The following is an 18,173-nucleotide window of genomic DNA, read 5'->3' as shown; positions in this document are numbered from 1 at the left end:
ATAGGGTAATAACTACTAAAGTAATGAAAAATTTTTTTCCTTCCAACACAGGCAACTACTTGCTCTCCCTTATTTATTCATACAGTTTGTTTAGATGTAACAGCCTTCTTAATATCCTTTATTTGTCCCATCTTAGCGTACCACCAGATTGATATTCAATCACACGAGTTTCAAAAAAGTTTTTTTCTTTTTTAAGATCCATCATTTCACTCATCCAGAGAAAAGTATTTCTAGCACCAGGAAATTGTTCAGGTAAGCCAATTTGAGAAAAACGACGATTAGCAATATATTGCAGATAATCTTTAAACATTTCGGCATTTAATCCTAAAATGCCTCGTGGCATAGTGTCCTTAGCATACTGATATTCAAGCTCTACACCATCGAGAATCATCTCAATAACTTCTTCTTGAAAATCTTGCGTCCATAAATGCGGATTTTCAATTTTAATTTGATTAATCACATCAATTCCAAAATTTACATGCATTGATTCATCGCGCAAAATATATTGAAATTGCTCAGAGGTGCCAGTCATTTTACCACGTCGTCCCATTGCCAGAATTTGAGTAAAGCCTACATAGAAGAAAAGTCCTTCAAAAACTACATAGAATGCAATTAAATCTCGCATTAAACGACGATCATTTTCTAGAGTTCCAGGTTTAAAAGCAGGATATGCAAGACTTTGCGTGAAAGGTAAGGCCCACACGGATTTTTTAGCGACTGCTGGTAATTCTCGATACATGTTAAAAACCTCTGCCTCATCTAATCCTAAACTTTCAATGATGTGCTGATAGGCATGCGTATGTAGTGCTTCTTCAAATGCTTGACGCAATAAATATTGACGGCATTCAGGATTGGTAATATGTTGGTATATTACTAGAACTAGATTATTAGCTACCAAAGAATCCGCAGTTGAGAAGAATCCAAGACTTTGCTTCACGATCTTCCGTTCGTCTTCAGTTAGACCATGAGGATCTTTCCATAGAGTAATGTCTGCTGCCATATTTATCTCATTTGGCATCCAGTGATTGGCACAACCAGATAAATATTTTTGCCATGCCCATTTGTACTTGAGGGGGACCAATTGATTAAGATCAGCGCGACAATTAATAATTTTTTTGTCATCCACTTGGATTCGTGCTGCTCCCATCTCAAGCTTTTCTAAACCTGTTGCTCCACTGTAAGTGGCATTGCTGCTGTCAGATTTTTTGTCACTATCTTCATTTTCTGCATTGGATTTGCCTCTAAAAAGAGAAGTTTGCTTATTTCCAAGCTGTTTCTCTAAAGTATCACTTAATAAGACATCTGGATCATAATAATCATCCCAGTCAAGCAGGTTTCTTGTTTCTTGTTGATTTGACATTTGTGCTCTCCTTAATTTAGTTCGGATGCTCTATTTTTAAAAACGAGAGGTGATACGGCATTATTGTTTTTTCCTTCGAATTTCCACTCTTAAAAATGACGACTTGATGGATTGAGCCTACGTCTCATTGACATACTTCACAATCAGAGTTATCACTAATTGAACACATATTTTGAGTAGTTTGGTTAGTAACCGCATTCAATGTCGCATCGTGGATGGTTGCCTTTTCTGTTCCGGTAGCTCCCATACTGCGTAGATAATAGGTTGTTTTTAATCCACGCAACCAGGCCATACGATAAAGAATATCGAGTTTTTTACCTGAAGGTTCTGCCATATATAAGTTAAGCGATTGCGCCTGATCAATCCACTTTTGTCGTCGCGATGCCGCTTCTATTAACCATCGTGGTTCTACTTCAAATGCGGTCGCATACAACTCCTTAAGATCTGAAGGAATACGATCTATTTTTTGTACACTACCATTATAGTATTTAAGGTCATGTACCATAACACTATCCCATAAATGACGACTCTTAAGTTCTTTGACCAAATAGGGATTTATGACCGTAAATTCGCCCGATAAATTCGATTTAACAAATAGGTTCTGATAAGTTGGTTCAATGGATTGAGAAGCGCCACAAATATTGGAGATCGTTGCTGTTGGCGCAATTGCTATGATATTGGAATTACGTAGCCCATAAGTCTGTACTTGCTGACGTAACTGGTCCCAATTTAAAGTTTGATGAGTATTTTGTTCTAAATATTTACCACGACTCTTCCTCAATAATTGAATAGAGTCGATCGGTAAAATGCCTTGACTCCACAAGGAGCCTGTGAAAGTTTCGTAAGCACCACGCTCCTTAGCTAATTCCATTGAGGCTTGAATAGCATAATAGCTAATTATTTCCATACTTTGATCGGCAAATTTTATAGCTTCTTCAGAAGCGTAAGGAATTCTTTGTATATACAAAGAATCGTGGAATCCCATCAAGCCCAAACCGATGGGTCTATGTTTAAGGTTGGAATTACGTGCTTGTGGCACGCTGTAATAATTAATATCGATGACGTTATCTAACATTCTAATCGCTGTTTTAATAGTGCGTTCTAATTTCTCGACGTCTAATTTTTTTTCTTTCATATAGTTGACAAGATTAATACTACCCAAATTGCAAACAGCGATTTCATCTATCGAGGTATTTAGAGTAATCTCTGTACATAAATTAGAACTATGAATAACCCCAACATGTTGCTGAGGAGATCGTAAATTGCAAGCGTCTTTGAAAGTCACCCAAGGATGACCGGTTTCAAACAGCATGCTAAGAATTTTACGCCATAATGAAATAGCAGGCATAGTTTTCGCGCGAATTTCACCTCGCTGAGCTTTTTTTTCATATGTGACATACGTCTTTTCAAAGGATTCACCAAATTTATCATGTAAGTCAGGCACCTCATCTGGGGAAAACAAAGTCCAGAATCCGTTTTCAAAAACGCGCTTCATAAATAAATCCGGAATCCAATTAGCAGTATTCATGTCATGAGTACGGCGACGGTCATCACCTGTGTTTTTACGTAAATCCAAAAATTCTTCAATATCCATGTGCCAAGTTTCTAAATAAGCACAAACAGCACCCTTACGCTTACCTCCTTGGTTCACTGCAATAGCGGTAGCATCAGCCACGTTTAAAAAAGGAACGACTCCCAACGATTTTCCATTGGTGCCTTTGATATAAGCACCCATTGCGCGTACTGAGGACCAGTCATTTCCTAAACCCCCAGCATATTTGGATAACAAAGCGTTATCTTTAAGAGCGCTGTAAATACCTTCTAGACTGTCAGGTACCGTAGTTAAAAAGCAACTAGAAAGTTGAGGGAAGAGTGTGCCTGAGTTAAATAATGTTGGTGTTGAGCTCATAAAATCAAAGGAGGACAGAACATTATAGAACTCAATTGCTCGCTCAGTGCGGTCTTCTCCTTCCGGCTGAGCTAACCCCATTGCTACACGCATAAAGAAAACTTGAGGTAATTCAATACGTACTTGACGATGATGAATTAAATAACGATCGTATAGTGTTTGCAAACTCAAATAAGTAAATTGCTGATCACGCTTAGGATTTAAAGCTTGGATAAGGCGATCTAAGTCGAACTTATTTAAGTTAGGGTCTAAATGTTCGGTCTCGATTCCTTTTTGAATAAAAGTTTTAAAGGCTTCAGGATAATAGTTAGCTATTTCTTCGTGCATTAGATTGTGATCTATGCTCAAACCGTTTAGCACTTCGCTATAGAGATCATGTAAAAGTAATCGTGTAGCAACATAGATGTAATTCGGTTCGTTCTCCACTAGCGTGCGCGCAGTCATTACCAATACTTTGTAGATATCTTTCAAAGCGACTCCATCAAATAGGTTATTCTTTGTTTCCATCAAGATTTTATTGGCATCTACGTTTTCTAGATCACTACAAGCTAAATGGACAATGTGAGTTAGCCATAAATCATCCAGTATGACTTTAGCGCCATCGTCAAGTGTCACGTGAATGATATTACTTTCTAAATTATATGTTCTTTTCTCTTCTCTTTGCTTACGACATTCTTCTCTGTATAGAACGTAAGCATGAGCGACTTTATGTAGTCCAGCGCATGTCAATACAAGTTCTATTTTGTCTTGAATAGCTTCAACATGAATAATACCACCGGATGGCCAGCACTTTTGAAATATAGCAGTGATTTGATTGGTAATTTTAATAACGATTTCTTGGATTTGATTAGAATCTTGAGCTACTTTTCCTTCTGCAAATAAGAAAGCTTTTTTTATTACTGTGATGATTCGACTAACATCGTATTTCACTACTTGTCCATCATGCTTAATTACACGTAATTGACTGAGATGAACACCGTTCATTGGAACGGTGGTTTGAGAATCAAGAGCTAATTGGTCGTCTCGTTTTGTATTTATTTCCATAGTTAATTGGTCGTCTCGTTTTGTATTTATTTCCATGAGGTCTCCTGACCGATAAAATTAGGTTTATACCATTAACATTGAATCAGGAATAAAGTTTCGATATCCGGAACAGCAGCAGCTTTCCTTACCGAACTAGCTCATGTCCTTGAACCCACAACATATGGGTACTTTCCCTATTTTTATACACAATATAATGTGTTTTAGTGTGAATTACAAGTAGAACAACATGGAGAAAGGTTATGGATAAATTCAGAATTTGAAATGACTAACATTCATAAAGGTTGGTGTTATTGATAAAAATTTTTCTTGTAAAAAGTTTATGGAAAGTCGTTAGCAAAGCGACAATGAGTTAATATTAAGTTTAGTAGAGTAAGTAGGTTGATTAAGCGTGAATTCAATAGGGTGCCAAAATAGTTTTTAATCAACAGGAGAAAATACTTTTCTTTATTTAAGACAACCGAGTGGAGTGGGTATGAGTAAACCGGATAGGAAATTTAAATACTTGGCAATTGTTTAAGGGGAATTTTACCTACTGTAATACCTCCTTGCAAATTCATGATTTAAAAGCTAATGGAAGCAATAGGTTTGAATGCTAGCGCATTGTTCACATAGCGTCCAATATTGATATCACCGTTTATGGATAATATTACCTGCAGATTGTTGTTACAACAACACGACAGGACCTTATATACGTTGAACATGTGAGATAAATCTCACTGTTTTGAAAGAATTTTTTGAATTTATTTAACTATGATGTTAAAAATTCTTCGCCGGATTACTCAAGAAGTCAATGCTGCTCCGAATTTGGAAGAAGCATTGACGCTTGTGGTTAGACGATTGTGTGAGGCTTTGCCGACTGATGCTTGTAGTATTTTTATTTGTGATGATGTACACGGAGAATACGTTTTAATGGCTACTCAAGGATTAAACAATAAACAAGTAGGTAAAGCACGTCTCAAATTTGGAGAGGGATTAATTGGATTGATTGGTGAGCGAGAAGAACCTATTAATTTAACGGATGCGCCTCTTCATCCCAATTTCAAACGCTGTCTTGAATTAAGTGAAGAGGAATATCATGGTTTTTTAGGAATTCCCATTATTGAACAAGGAGAATTATTAGGTGTATTAATGGTCCAACAGCGTGAGAATTGTCCTTTTTCTGAAGAAGAAGAAGCTTTCTGTGTCACTGTTGCCATTCATTTAGCTGCTGAAATTGCTCACGCTCGTGCTAAAGGCGCATTGGAGACACTGGAAGCTCAGAAGCGGCGTCGTAAAAAAACAGAAATGGTTTTATTCGGTATACCTGGCTCTTCAGGTGTGGCTATCGGAACTGCTACGATTGTTTATCCGCCAGCAGATTTAGATGCAGTTCCTGATCAAGAAATTACAGATATAGAGACAGAAATTTCTGATTTTAAAACTGCTCTTGCCGCAGCGCGCGATGAAATTCATCGATTACAAGTGCGAGCAAAAAATTCTCTTAGCTTAGCAGAAAACGCACTATTCGATGCTTATCTTCGTTTACTTGATAGTCGCACTTTCATTAATGAAGTTATTTCTGAAATTAAAAAAGGACAATGGGTACAAGGGGCATTAAAACGCGTTATCAAAAAGCACATACTCCATTTTGAATCTTTAGGGGATGCTTGTTTACGAGAGCGTGCTGCAGATTTTCGAGATTTAGGGCGTAGGGTCCTGAGTCATTTGCAATTTAGCGAACAAGAAGAATTGGAATATCCTAAAAATACGATCTTAGTAAGCGATGAAGTGACACCCGCTTCTCTGATGGAAGTTCCTCGTGATCGTTTAAAGGGTGTGATATCAGGGGCTGGATCAAGTAATTCTCATGTAGCTATTTTAGCACGCGCCCTAGGACTTCCGGCTGTAATGGGGGTGCGTGGAACTCCGCTTTTTAAACTATCTTCAAAAGAACTTATTGTGGATGGTTATAATGGCCAAATTTATTTATCGCCTTCGACTGAAATTAAAAAAGAATTCAAAGCATTGGCTTATGAAGAGCAACAACTCGACGAAGAATTAAAATTATTGCGAGACTTACCAGCTGAAACAACCGATGGGCATGTGTTAGCACTTTACGTTAACACAGGTTTAGCTATCGAGGGAGGATTTTCATTAAGCGTAGGTTCTGAAGGTGTTGGATTATACCGTACTGAAATGACTTTTATGATCCGAGATCGATTTCCCAGTGAAGAAGAACAGCGTATTATGTATCGACAACTACTAAATACGTTTGCTCCTCGACCGGTCATTATGCGTACATTAGATATTGGGGGTGATAAAATTTTACCTTATTTCTCTGTGAAAGAAGATAATCCCTTTCTAGGATGGCGGGGGATTCGAGTTACTTTAGATCATCCAGAAATTTTCTTACAACAAGTTCGAGCAATGTTACATGCCAGCGAGGGATTAAATAATTTATCCTTGTTATTACCGATGATTACTTCCGTAAGCGAAGTAGAAACGGCTATTCGTATGATCAATCAAGCATACAAGGAATTAACCGAAGAAAATGTGAAAATCCAATTGCCGGCAATTGGATTAATGATTGAAGTACCTGCAACAGTTTATCAAGCCTATGGGTTAGCGAAACGGGTAGATTTTCTTTCTGTTGGAAGCAATGATTTGATTCAATATTTATTAGCTGTTGACCGCAATAATCCACGAGTGGCGAATCTTTACGATGGTCTACATCCAGCAGTTTTACAAGCGCTAAAAGTTGTAGTAAAAGCAGGGCATAAAGCAGGAAAGTCAGTCAGCATTTGTGGAGAAATGGCTGGTGATCCATTAGCTGTGGTTTTGTTACTAGCGATGGGATTTGATACATTAAGTATGAACGCTCGAATATTACCACGTGTGAAATGGGTTATTCGTAATTTCTCGTTAGAAAAAGCTAGGGAATTATTAGAAAAAGCTTTAAAAATGGATGATGCTAAAGATATTCGTCTTCATATGGAAAATGCTCTGGAAGAAGTAGGTTTAGGCAGTTTAATTCGTGCAGGAAGATAAAATAACTGAGCTTTCCACAAGTATTTTTATTTCTATCTTTAAATCTTTCTTGATTAGATTAACTTAGATTTTAAGGGATATTATATAGTGCTGTATTATCCAGATATTAATCCGATTGCCTTTCAACTAGGGCTAATTAAGGTGCATTGGTATGGTCTCATGTATCTGATAGGATTTGTATCTGCTTGGGGCTTAGCTTTATATCGTGCTCGTCAATCCCAGGAAGAATGGAATGCCGCGCAAATTGGTGATTTAATTTTTTACGGTACAATAGGGGTTATTATTGGTGGGCGTTTAGGATACATGATTTTTTATGATTTTTTTAATTTTATTGCTAACCCTTTAACTGTTTTCAAAATATGGTATGGAGGTATGTCTTTCCATGGTGGGCTTATTGGAGTGGCAATAACTATGTGGATTTTCAGCCGTCGTATTAAAAGGCGATGGATGGATGTGATCGATTTTACCGTGCCTTTAGTACCCTTAGGTTTGGCGGTAGGAAGGATCGGAAATTTCATCAATGGTGAGTTATGGGGTCGAGTTACGATGGCCTATTGGGGAATGATCTTTCCTAACGCTGGGCCCTTGCCACGTCATCCCTCACAACTCTATGAATTATTTCTAGAAGGGATTTTGCTCTTTGTCATTATATGGCGATTTTCTGATAAACTTAGGCCACGTTTTGCAATAACATCATCGTTCTTGTTCTTTTATGGATTATTCCGCTTTACGGCGGAATTTTTTCGCCAACCAGACCCACAATTAGGATATATTGCATTTGACTGGTTAACTATGGGACAACTTCTATCGCTACCAATGATTATTAGCGGTGGGTTAGGTTTTTGGTGGGCATACCACCGACACAGGGAACAGTAAAATGATTAAACAATTTATTTTCAATTGTATTATTTTGATGGATGATAATATTTTTAGAACCGAAACTCATTTTCAGATAGATTAATTTACGTTCGCAATTGTATTGCGAACGTGCTTCCATGTTATCTTTATTTGATGATCGGAAAAAGAGACTAATTCAAAATATAATGTCTCTCTTGCTTATCCTTTTACTTGCAAGTTTTATCATCATCAATTTTGGCTGACTATGCGGTAGTGTACAAGATAATCTTTAAATATAAGTTGCTTTGTTCTAGTTAATCTTGATAAAACTGATAAAAACGTGATAAAGCGAAAAATCGTGTGATCCTTTGTCATATTGTATAAGCTTAATCAAAAATTTAACCTAAACAGTGATTGGACGATGAAACAATACCTCGAATTTTTAAATTTTATTTTGGAGCATGGTGTTGACAAAAAAGATAGAACTGGTGTTGGAACACGGAGTATTTTTAGTTACGAAATGCGATTTAATATGCAAAAAGGATTTCCCTTAGTCACAACAAAGAAAATTCATTTTAAAAGTGTTATTTATGAATTATTATGGTTTTTAAGAGGTGATACTAATATTCATTATTTAAATAGTAACGGTGTTACCATATGGGATGAATGGGCGGATGAAAGTGGTGAACTAGGACCTATTTATGGAAAGCAATGGCGTCATTGGCAATGTGCTGACGGGCGAGTCATTGATCAAATGGAATGTCTTCTTAAGACTATAAAAAAAAATCCTGATTCACGACGATTGATTGTGAGTGCTTGGAATGTAGCTGAACTAGATCAAATGGCCTTATTACCTTGTCACCTGATTTTTCAGTTTTATGTGGTTAATGGGATGATTTCTTGTAAGTTAATCCAACGATCAGCGGATGCTTTTTTAGGGGTACCTTTTAATATTGCTTCTTATTCATTATTGACATATATGGTTGCCGAGCAGTGTGATTTAAAAGTAGGAGAGTTCATTTGGTCTGGAGGTGATTGTCATATCTACAATAATCATTTTGACCAAGTTCGTGAGCAATTATCGCGCTCTCCATGTGAATTGCCGCAGTTAAAAACTAGACGAAAACCTGTATCATTGTTCAATTACAATTTTTCCGATTTTGCAATTATTAATTACAATCCTTATCCGTTTATTAAAGCTCCGGTAGCTGTCTAGTTTTTTAATCCGGATATGGGTGAGGAGGTAAAGCGCATTTCAGATTACTAAGTCGATTTTCTCAAGAAATCCAATATTCTGTTTTTTGAAAACATTATTCAGGGGTCTTAAGAATTAATAACGAACGAGGATTTCGACTGACTTACTCATAAATTCTTGCAAGTTAATTTTAAGCAATCAAGCTAAAGCTAAAGAATATCATGCTTAGGAGATATACAATTTGTTTTCATTTCCTTGGCTCATAAACTCAATCCTTTTTTTTAGAAAATGTGGATTTTATAATATAAATAAAATGTAAAAGCTGCAATTTTTTTAGGGTACAGATTTAATAATCTGTATATCGCCCGAGGTTATATTTAGTACTCAATTCTCAAATTGAAGTCCCATAATCTCTTCATTATTTAGGCATAAAAGACAGTAAAAGTAATACCTTTAAGAAAAGGTACCCTGTTTCATTTTTCCAAGATTTCTTCGATATATAAACTAATCTATAGTTGCTTAATTCTAGATTCCATTCTTATTACCATTGCTAGTATTCTAAACGCGTTTTATTTTGTAAATCTTATGCTGCTTCGAGATTTTAAAAGTACTCAATCATTTGACCATATTTTTAATAGTTTTACGCTCACTAATTTTATTCTGTATTTCTGATTATTCCCTAAACCCAGTAAATAAAATAGTCATTATCTTTTATAAAACTTGCTTTTTCTCATAAAAAGACCTAAGAACATTTAATGAAATTTATTAGGCAGGAATTCTCAATGTTTGAAAATTGCTAAATACTTTTTTAGCTGATAAGTTTATTTCTTTAAAAATATTTAAATATTCCGTCTATTACTGAGAGAAAAGGCTTTAAATTTTTCGTAGGATAAGATATTCTTTACCAGCATTTATTATAATCTGATTCTGGATAATGATAGTTCTTCTAAGGGCAATATTGGTGAAACTCGTCTTAAATAATCTTGCATTTCTTAATATAGGTTTTTCCATTCAGAAAACTGAGACAAAAAAGATAAAGATGAGCTGAGGATTTTGTACAATCCTATTATCTAAAAAAGTTTTGATTTTTCCAAAAATTAGAGAGGGGATATCTTCCATTTATAGAATTTCAATAAAAAGTAGAATATTATACCAGATTACACTCTTTCTCTCATGACCCAAAAGCATTCGCTTCAATCGTCATCGTATACCTTTAGGCGCTTTGTACTTGTTTATAAAATTTTTCAATCCGATAAAGCAAGAGTATAGTTCCTTCCTTATGATACGACTCTTCATATTTAAGTAACAATCAGGATGCCCAAACTAATCCATTAGCGAATCTTGTTTAATTTTCCGCTATAGACCAGACCCACTCTCCTAACTAATAAACCTTAAAAAACTTTGTAAAGAAAGCTATTTCCTTTCTTTAAGATAGCTGTTGTAGTATTACGTATTTGTTCCGGTTTGTGTTTTTTGATTATAGAATTATAGAAAAAGATTCTTTTCACTAACAAATAAATGAATATCGAAAACAGTGAGTCAGTTGAGTCTCTAACTTTAGATAGTTAAACTAGAGTTGTAAATTAATACAAGACTACTTTTCAAATCAAGGACCCTTTCCTTTATTTTGGACTTGATTTATTAGTTTCTGTGATTACTAATTTCGGTATGGGTTTTGAATTTATGAATTAAAATTAACTTCATTAAAATAAACGAACCTTTAATTTGGTTTTGTGATCTACTTTATTTTTTTCTTCATTTACTTTATTCTCTCGAGAAATCTCTAGATTAAAGTATAGAGTTAACAGATGCTAGGAAAATCCATAAATGTTACTATCCTGCTGCATAAAGCTTAAGTTTTTTATAAGAGAAGATGCTGCCAGCTTGTAGAAAGAAGCACAACATAAAGGGCAATTTAAATTGCCCTTTATGTTAATAAACATATCTTTATTACCACAGTTTAATTTTATGAGAAAAAAGTACATAGTAATTAATGAAAATAAATCGATTAGCAGAGCCCAAATTCGCGGACTGTGCCTCATCGTCTTAAATATTTTCAATACAGATAGAATCGACAGTAATGATGATACGTATAAGGGGTTTATTTAATAAAGATTTGAAAAATTCTTTCTGGCTTCTGTCGCTAATACACCCTTGTAAAGGGAACAAGAATATTCTAAAGGAATATTCTTGTATTGTAGAAAAGTAGTAAACCAGATAAATTTAAAGCTATCAGTCTCTCTTGACCACTAATTATAGTAATTTAGGCGAGCAATAATTCCAATTTTATTTAGAAATGAGCATTTAATCCATGTAGTATAAGAAGTGCTTCATACAATTGGTAATCTGTTTTTGCTAGCTTTAATTGAGTTTGTAATAGTTTCTTTGATTGTGCAGTGGTTGTTTTCGATCTGTCCATACTGTTAAGTAAATGATTTTGAAAATCTGCTTCATCGAGGGTCAACCCTGATGAAGCAGTAGTCTTGACGGTAAGTTCTGGCACGGTAATGTTCGGAATAATTCCTTTTGCTTGAATTTCTCGCCCAGATGGGGTGTAGTATAAGGCTGTTGTCAACTTAATAGCATTGTTCTGATTAATAGGCAAGATAGTTTGAATAGATCCCTTCCCAAAACTGGGCGTGCCCATAATAACAGCACGTTTATAATCTTGAAGAGCACCCGCTACGATTTCTGAAGCAGAAGCAGAGCCACCGTTAATTAAAACTACCATTTGGGTATTGGGAATTAGATCTCCCGGAGTAGCTTTGATATGAATGTTAGCGCCAGGCACACGACCCTTAGTATAAAAAATATAATTGTTATATTGATGAATTTTATTAGAATCAAGAAAACTATCAGCTACTTTGGAACTAACATTCAAAAGTCCACCAGGATTATTACGTAAATCAAGAATTAAACCTTTCAAATGACCGTTAGACTTTGTTTTTAATTTATAAATCTCTTCACGTAATTGTGAGATTGCGTGAACTTGGAAAAAGGTAATTCGAACGTAGCCGTAGCCAGGCTCCAACATCTTACTTTTCACGCTAATTAAATGGATAGGCTGGCGAGTAATCGTAAAAATAAGAGGTTTATCATTAGATTTCCGTAAAACTGTTAATTTAACGCTAGTACCCCTTTTGCCTTTTATCATACTAACTGCTTTTGATAAACTCATATTTTGAACAAGTTGTCCATTAATTTTTACAATAAAATCATTTGATTTAATTCCAGATCTGGCGGCAGGAGAGTTATCTAACGGACTAATAACTTCTAATAACCCATCTTTTGAAAGGATAAGCTCGATACCAACGCCCACGAATTCTCCTGATACAGTTGTTTTAAGTTCTTTCAAATCGTTAGAGTCAAGGTAATTGGAATGAGGATCAAGACTAGTAAGCATGCCACTAATGGCACTATCAAACAGCTGATCATTGTTTACATTTTTAATGTAGTAACGGTGAATAAAAGCTATAGTAGTAGTAAAACGTTGAACATTCTTTTTTGATAATTCGTCGTTTTGATTTTCGACTTGCGCAGATGTTATTGTTGACAACAAGGGACGATGAATAGCTGTGGTGGATGTTAAAAAGCTCAAACCAAATCCAAAACATGATGTTATAAATACCATTTTTTTTTTAAAAATAGACTTGGATTGCAGTTTAACTATACTAATTAACTGCTGTAAATTCATCAATTTTCTCCTTACCTTGTATTATCTTAAAAGGGTATTTAGCAGTTTTTTTGGCTTATCGCGAATAGCCAAATTAAAGTACAATAGCTTTCTCACTGTCGCTTTACATCTGTAAAGCTACCAATCGTTTTTTTTGAATCGCATTAACGAACTTTTATATAAAATAAGAAAAATTTTATCTGTATTTAAAGTGCCATATAACCATGTTCGTGATTGACAATCAATAAGAATTCTTTCTTGCAATCACTTAACGAAAACTACCAATCTTGAACCTACTTGCTGCTATAATAAATTAGATTCGTCTTTAGAGTGCAGTAATCGAAATTCTATTCTATTTTTAATTTACTTTATCTGATGCTCTTGTTTTTACATGCCTAAGCACACGTTCCACATTCTTAATTTAGCAATTTTTGTAAGGTTGCGGTTTTAGACTTTAATTTCGTCTTAAATTATTTTATAACTAACAAGAGCAAATTGCAGTTGTGATAGCAAAAACAAATGCCTTTTAATAAAAATTCGTATCATTTTGACTTAAAATCAATGTTAGGATAAGATGTCTGTTGAAATAAAATTCCCACTTCAAGTTGTTGTAATCAGGATGAATTTTTGGATGAGCCATTAATATTGGGTCCACGCTTAATTTCATATATAGCGTATTGATTTTTTTTAAATCTGCTTTTTTAAAAAATGGAACTATATCTGGTTAGTAGCAAAGAAGACAATGTGGCGAATTTAAGTTTTTCCAAATAAAAAACTTGTTTATTTTGATCTTAATGACAGAACTATTTTAGTAATTGAAATTTTATTATTTTATTTAACGTCAGAAAGATCTTCGAAAAAACTCAGTGGAAAATTATCCACGTAAAAAAGTAAGAGCAGAATATCAGATTCTCTTTTATATTATTTTAAAATAATTAGATTGCGTCCTGTCATTTCAGAAGGTTTTTTAAGTCCCATAAGGGAGAGTAAAGTTGGTGCTACATCATCCAAAGCACCAATTCCTTGTTGGAATTGGGCGTGCCTTCCTACATAAATCAATGGTACTAGATTATTTGTGTGAGCTGTATGCGGTTGTCTTGTTTTTTCATTAAACATTTTTTCTGCATTACCATGATCAGCTGTAATTAGAGCTTCGCCGCCAACGGATTTTAATGCTTCGATAATGCGTTTTAGACAACCGTCAATCGTCTGAATAGCTAATTTAGTAGCAGCTTCATTGCCAGTATGTCCCACCATGTCTGGATTAGCAAAATTGCAGACTATAAGATCATAATTACTATTTTTAATCACTTTTACAAGCTTATCAGTTATTTCATTAGCACTCATTTCAGGTTGAAGATCATAAGTGGCTATTTTAGGTGAGGGAATTAATTCTCGATCTTCCCCCAGAAAAGGTGCTTCTTGACCTCCGTTCAAAAAATAAGTGACATGAGCATATTTTTCCGTTTCAGCAAGTCGTAGTTGTCGAAGTCCTAAAGTAGATAAATATTCACCTAACGTATTATTTAATTGGAGAAGTGGAAAAGCAACGGCGACATTGAGATTTTTTTCATAGGTTATTAGAGTTACAAAGCTCGCGAGTTTTAGTGTTATCTTTCTTTCAAAAGCCATAAAATCTTTATCAATAAATGCATGTGTGAGTTGTCGAGCGCGATCAGCACGAAAGTTCATAAAAATAATAACATCTCCATCTTGCATAGTTACTGGATTTTCTCCATCGTAGCAAATGCTAGTGGGATTAATAAATTCATCGGTTTCGTTTTTTTTGTAAGCAAGAGCAAGTGTTTCTTCAGCTGTTGCAACGTGACGAGTAGCAATTCCTTGGGTTAATAAATCATATGCTTTTTGCGTTCGATCCCAGCGTTTGTCTCGATCCATAGCATAATAACGTCCGATAAGAGATGCAATCTTGCCCCCCTGGGTAGCGCCTGTAGAAAAAGAGGATTGATGAGAATAACTGAGGAACTGTTCATTAATTCTTTTAATAGAAGATAATGCTGATTTTGGTGGAGTATCACGGCCATCTAAGATAGCGTGTAAATAATTCTTTTTTATTCCTTGAAGATGCACCAACTTGATTATCGCTGCAATTTGTGTGTCCCGACTGTGTACTCCGCCAGGAGATAATAAGCCAATTATATGAACGGCTTTATTGCATTGTTTAGCTTTTTTGATAGCTTCAACAAAAATAGGATTCTTGAAAAATTCACCGGTTGAAATGGCCTCATCAATTCTGGTTAAATCTTGAGGAACTTTCCGACCAGAGCCAATATGAAGATGACCTACTTCTGAATTGCCCATTTGCCCTTCGGGCAAGCCCACTGCACTTCCTGAAGCTTGTAATAGTGTATGCGGGCAGTGCGCCCACAATTCATCTAAGGTTGGTGTATCAGCAAGCTTGATTGCATTGTGGGCCGTTTCTTCACTTTCACCAAAACCATCAAGAATAACAAGCGTCATAGGCTTATGGTAATGCTTTTCTGTTTCATTAGCTAGTGAGTTCATCAACAACTTTATTTAGATTTAGAACTTAATTAAAAAGATAATCATTTTATCCGTTTCAAGAAGTTATTTCGAGAGAGAGCTGATTATTGTTCGAAATTCGAAAAAAAACTTTTGAATTTTCATCTTAATTTACAGTTAAACGGTAGTTATAAAAAAGTTTTTTACGATTCCTATAAAATCACCTAATATAGTGCAGAAATAACAGTATCTTTCTCTTGTATTCTCGCAAACGTTACACATCCTCAGACGAGGAATTTATCTTGGATGTTAATTTGGAAGAAGCAAAATAAGCATGTCATATAATTATGCGCTTCTCAACTCAAGGAAAGAGTACAAGCTGTTACACCACCTGGTTTGCATGCCCGTACTCGCGTGCATACAGTAGAAAAAATTATCTAGTTGACGGAGACATAATTTATTTTTTTTGTGATAAAGAGCATTGGTATCTCCGAAAGCTTGGCAAAACACTAAAGCCAATTTTCACTTACTGTAAAGAAAATAAAAATTCTTTATGTCGATGGAGTGATCACTCTTGATGGAAAATAGCTGCTCCTCGTTGCAGGAATCACTTAGAAAAATCATTAAAAATGCTTTAGAAGATCAAAAACTATCTTGAATCTGTGATGAAAGTTTCTTATTTATTATGATAACAAATAAGGATAAACAAATATTGGGGCTCATTAGAAATAGTCATTATTTTGATTTTAAATTGCTTTTTTCAAATTTTTCATTAGCTTTAGTAGTGAAAAATAATCAAATTATTTTCATTGAAGCAAATCGATTTCTTGTTTTGGCATAATAAAATATTAATAGCAGCCAACTTTGTATTCTATGATGAACGTATGTTTTATAATGAACACACATTGATAAAAATTGATGGAAAATACTTTCATTACCAAAATCGATCAGACTTCCTAAAGAGGAAGGAAAATCAGCTTGTAGTTTTTATTATCCTCTCTATAATGAAAACTACGTAGCTTCTCAAAATGAAAAACTTCCACTGATTGTTGTTTAGACACAGTGGACCAACTGGCGTTACTTCTACAACATACTAAATTTAAAAAATTAATTTTAGACCAGTTTAGACGTTAATTATGGGAGGCAAGGTATGGAAGAACTTAATAAAATACCTAGGGGGGGGTTAATAGGGTGTTGGCTTGAGGTTGCTGATTGTATTAAGGAAAGGTCGGTTCTAAACGATTAATTATCTATAAGAGAAATTAGGGAGGCTGTGCGACATTATGTGCTTTAGTTCTTTATGATATTTTTTCACTAGGTGTGAGCAATTTTGATATCGCGGATTTAGAAAGTTTTTTATAGATAATGTGTAAATTTGAGTCACATTGTTTTAGAGACATTAGCTTAGGTAGTACCGGAAAAAAGTCATTTATGAATATAAAGTTCGTCGCTCATTCATCATGTAAAAAGCTATCTTGTCCTACCTATTTTTAAAAAGGACTAGCAGGTAAAGTTTTTCTGCCGGCTCAAGTTAAGATAAATGGTTACTGAAATGAAAAAAAAGAAACTTCCTTATGCTTATTTGACTTTTTCTTTCGAGCAACATGAAATTCGAGACGCAAAAAATATTAAAACAGCCCCCGATCAAGTCTTTCGGATAATAATTTAAATAAAAAATTGGCACAATTTAGTTGATTAACTCCATATCCATTATAATAAATTTCATCGGTGCAGGGCGTGTTGGAAAAACTATCGCTAAACAAATTGTAGACAGCAAGGTTGCTACTATTCAAGGAGTATGTAATCGCTCATTGGAAAGTGGTAAAAAAGCAATAGCCTTTATTGGACAAGGTAAAGCTTTTGCGGAAATTCAAGAACTACCACCAGCCGATGTCACTTTTATTACCACTTACGATGATGTAATAACAAATTGTTGTCAAAATCTAACAAAAAGTTGTAATCTCAAAACAGGCAGTATTATACTTCATTGTAGTGGTTCTTTTTCATCAGATTTATTGATTTCTCTAAAAGAAAAAGACTGTTACATTGCTAGCGTGCATCCTATGCGAAGTTTTTCTATTCCTTTTGATATAAATCGTGATTACAATAATTATTGTACTTTCGAGGGTGATGCTGAAGCATTAAATTTATTATCTTATCTTTTTAAGACAATGAATTATTCGATTCATCCGATTGATAAGGAAAATAAAAGCATTTATCATGCCGCAGGTGTTTTCGCTTCAAATTATTTGGTCACACTATTCGAAAGTGCTTTATCTTGTTTAAAAAACGCTGGGATAACAAAGGAAAATGGGTTTAAAGTAATTTTAAATCTAATGAAAAATACCATAGATAATCTTGAATTTACTCAATCAACCGAAACAGCATTAACAGGTCCTATTAGCCGTGGTGACTTAGAGGTGATTAGAAGTCATTTGCAAGCGTTGTCAAAAACTAATTTAATAGAGCTTTATAAAGTACTTGGTTTGTCAACTTTAACACTTACGAATTTGACAGATAGTAAAAAGGAAGCTTTTGCTCAAATGTTTTCACTCTTAATAAATTAAAAGTCCTAAAGATTACAAGTATTTCGAGTAGCAAGTATTTCGAGTAGTGAGCATATATTAAAGGGAATTGTTAGCTT

The 18,173-nt window shown here is 34.7% G+C and carries 8 protein-coding genes; 4 read left to right on the top strand and 4 right to left on the bottom strand.

The window, feature by feature from the left end:
- Positions 1-118: 118 nt before the first annotated feature.
- Entirely contained in the window at positions 119-1,360 is a 1,242-nt protein-coding gene (locus tag ONG85_RS00700) for a ribonucleotide-diphosphate reductase subunit beta (protein WP_264435670.1), read from the bottom strand.
- A 124-nt stretch (positions 1,361-1,484) separates the two neighbouring features.
- Positions 1,485-4,313 carry a ribonucleoside-diphosphate reductase subunit alpha gene (locus tag ONG85_RS00695; protein ID WP_264435858.1) on the bottom strand — a complete coding sequence of 943 codons (2,829 nt, stop codon included), beginning with the start codon at positions 4,311-4,313 and terminating at the stop codon, positions 1,485-1,487.
- 753 nt (positions 4,314-5,066) lie between these two features.
- Between ONG85_RS00695 and ptsP the strand changes: the two genes are divergently transcribed.
- The 3 genes from ptsP to ONG85_RS00680 all read left to right on the top strand — a co-directional run bounded on the left by ptsP (position 5,067) and on the right by ONG85_RS00680 (position 9,393).
- A complete protein-coding gene (ptsP, locus tag ONG85_RS00690) occupies positions 5,067-7,340 on the top strand; it encodes a phosphoenolpyruvate--protein phosphotransferase (protein WP_264435857.1) in 2,274 nt (757 codons plus the stop codon).
- An 87-nt stretch (positions 7,341-7,427) separates the two neighbouring features.
- Positions 7,428-8,216 (top strand): prolipoprotein diacylglyceryl transferase, encoded by a 789-nt coding sequence (lgt, locus tag ONG85_RS00685; protein ID WP_264435669.1) that lies wholly within the window; start codon positions 7,428-7,430, stop codon positions 8,214-8,216.
- A gap of 382 nt (positions 8,217-8,598) precedes the next feature.
- The gene (locus ONG85_RS00680) at positions 8,599-9,393 is read left to right on the top strand and encodes a thymidylate synthase (RefSeq protein ID WP_264435667.1); all 795 of its coding nucleotides are present in this window, start codon (positions 8,599-8,601) and stop codon (positions 9,391-9,393) included.
- 2,269 nt (positions 9,394-11,662) lie between these two features.
- On the opposite strand, the gene ONG85_RS00675 is transcribed toward ONG85_RS00680, so the two are convergent.
- Both ONG85_RS00675 and gpmI read right to left on the bottom strand, forming a co-directional pair.
- Positions 11,663-13,066, bottom strand: coding sequence for a S41 family peptidase (locus ONG85_RS00675; protein WP_264435666.1), 1,404 nt, complete (start codon positions 13,064-13,066; stop codon positions 11,663-11,665).
- 900 nt (positions 13,067-13,966) lie between these two features.
- Positions 13,967-15,571, bottom strand: coding sequence for a 2,3-bisphosphoglycerate-independent phosphoglycerate mutase (gene gpmI / locus ONG85_RS00670; RefSeq protein ID WP_264435856.1), 1,605 nt, complete (start codon positions 15,569-15,571; stop codon positions 13,967-13,969).
- 1,649 nt (positions 15,572-17,220) lie between these two features.
- On the opposite strand from gpmI, the gene ONG85_RS00665 reads away from it, so the two are divergent.
- Positions 17,221-18,096, top strand: a complete 876-nt coding sequence (locus ONG85_RS00665) for a Rossmann-like and DUF2520 domain-containing protein (protein WP_264435665.1) — start codon at positions 17,221-17,223, stop codon at positions 18,094-18,096.
- Positions 18,097-18,173 lie beyond the last annotated feature (77 nt).

Origin of the sequence: Coxiella endosymbiont of Dermacentor marginatus (assembly GCF_907164955.1) — a bacterium.
Taxonomy (GTDB): domain Bacteria; phylum Pseudomonadota; class Gammaproteobacteria; order Coxiellales; family Coxiellaceae; genus Coxiella.
This window is presented reverse-complemented; position numbering and strand designations above follow the sequence as displayed.

Excerpts from the sequence above, each read along its gene's own strand:
- ONG85_RS00700 (WP_264435670.1), bottom strand. The coding sequence starts at position 1,360 with ATGTCAAATCAACAAGAAACAAGAAACCTGCTTGACTGGGATGATTAT.
- ONG85_RS00695 (WP_264435858.1), bottom strand. The coding sequence starts at position 4,313 with ATGGAAATAAATACAAAACGAGACGACCAATTAGCTCTTGATTCTCAA.
- ptsP (WP_264435857.1), top strand. The coding sequence starts at position 5,067 with ATGTTAAAAATTCTTCGCCGGATTACTCAAGAAGTCAATGCTGCTCCG.
- ONG85_RS00680 (WP_264435667.1), top strand. The coding sequence starts at position 8,599 with ATGAAACAATACCTCGAATTTTTAAATTTTATTTTGGAGCATGGTGTT.
- ONG85_RS00675 (WP_264435666.1), bottom strand. The coding sequence starts at position 13,066 with ATGAATTTACAGCAGTTAATTAGTATAGTTAAACTGCAATCCAAGTCT.
- gpmI (WP_264435856.1), bottom strand. The coding sequence starts at position 15,571 with ATGAACTCACTAGCTAATGAAACAGAAAAGCATTACCATAAGCCTATG.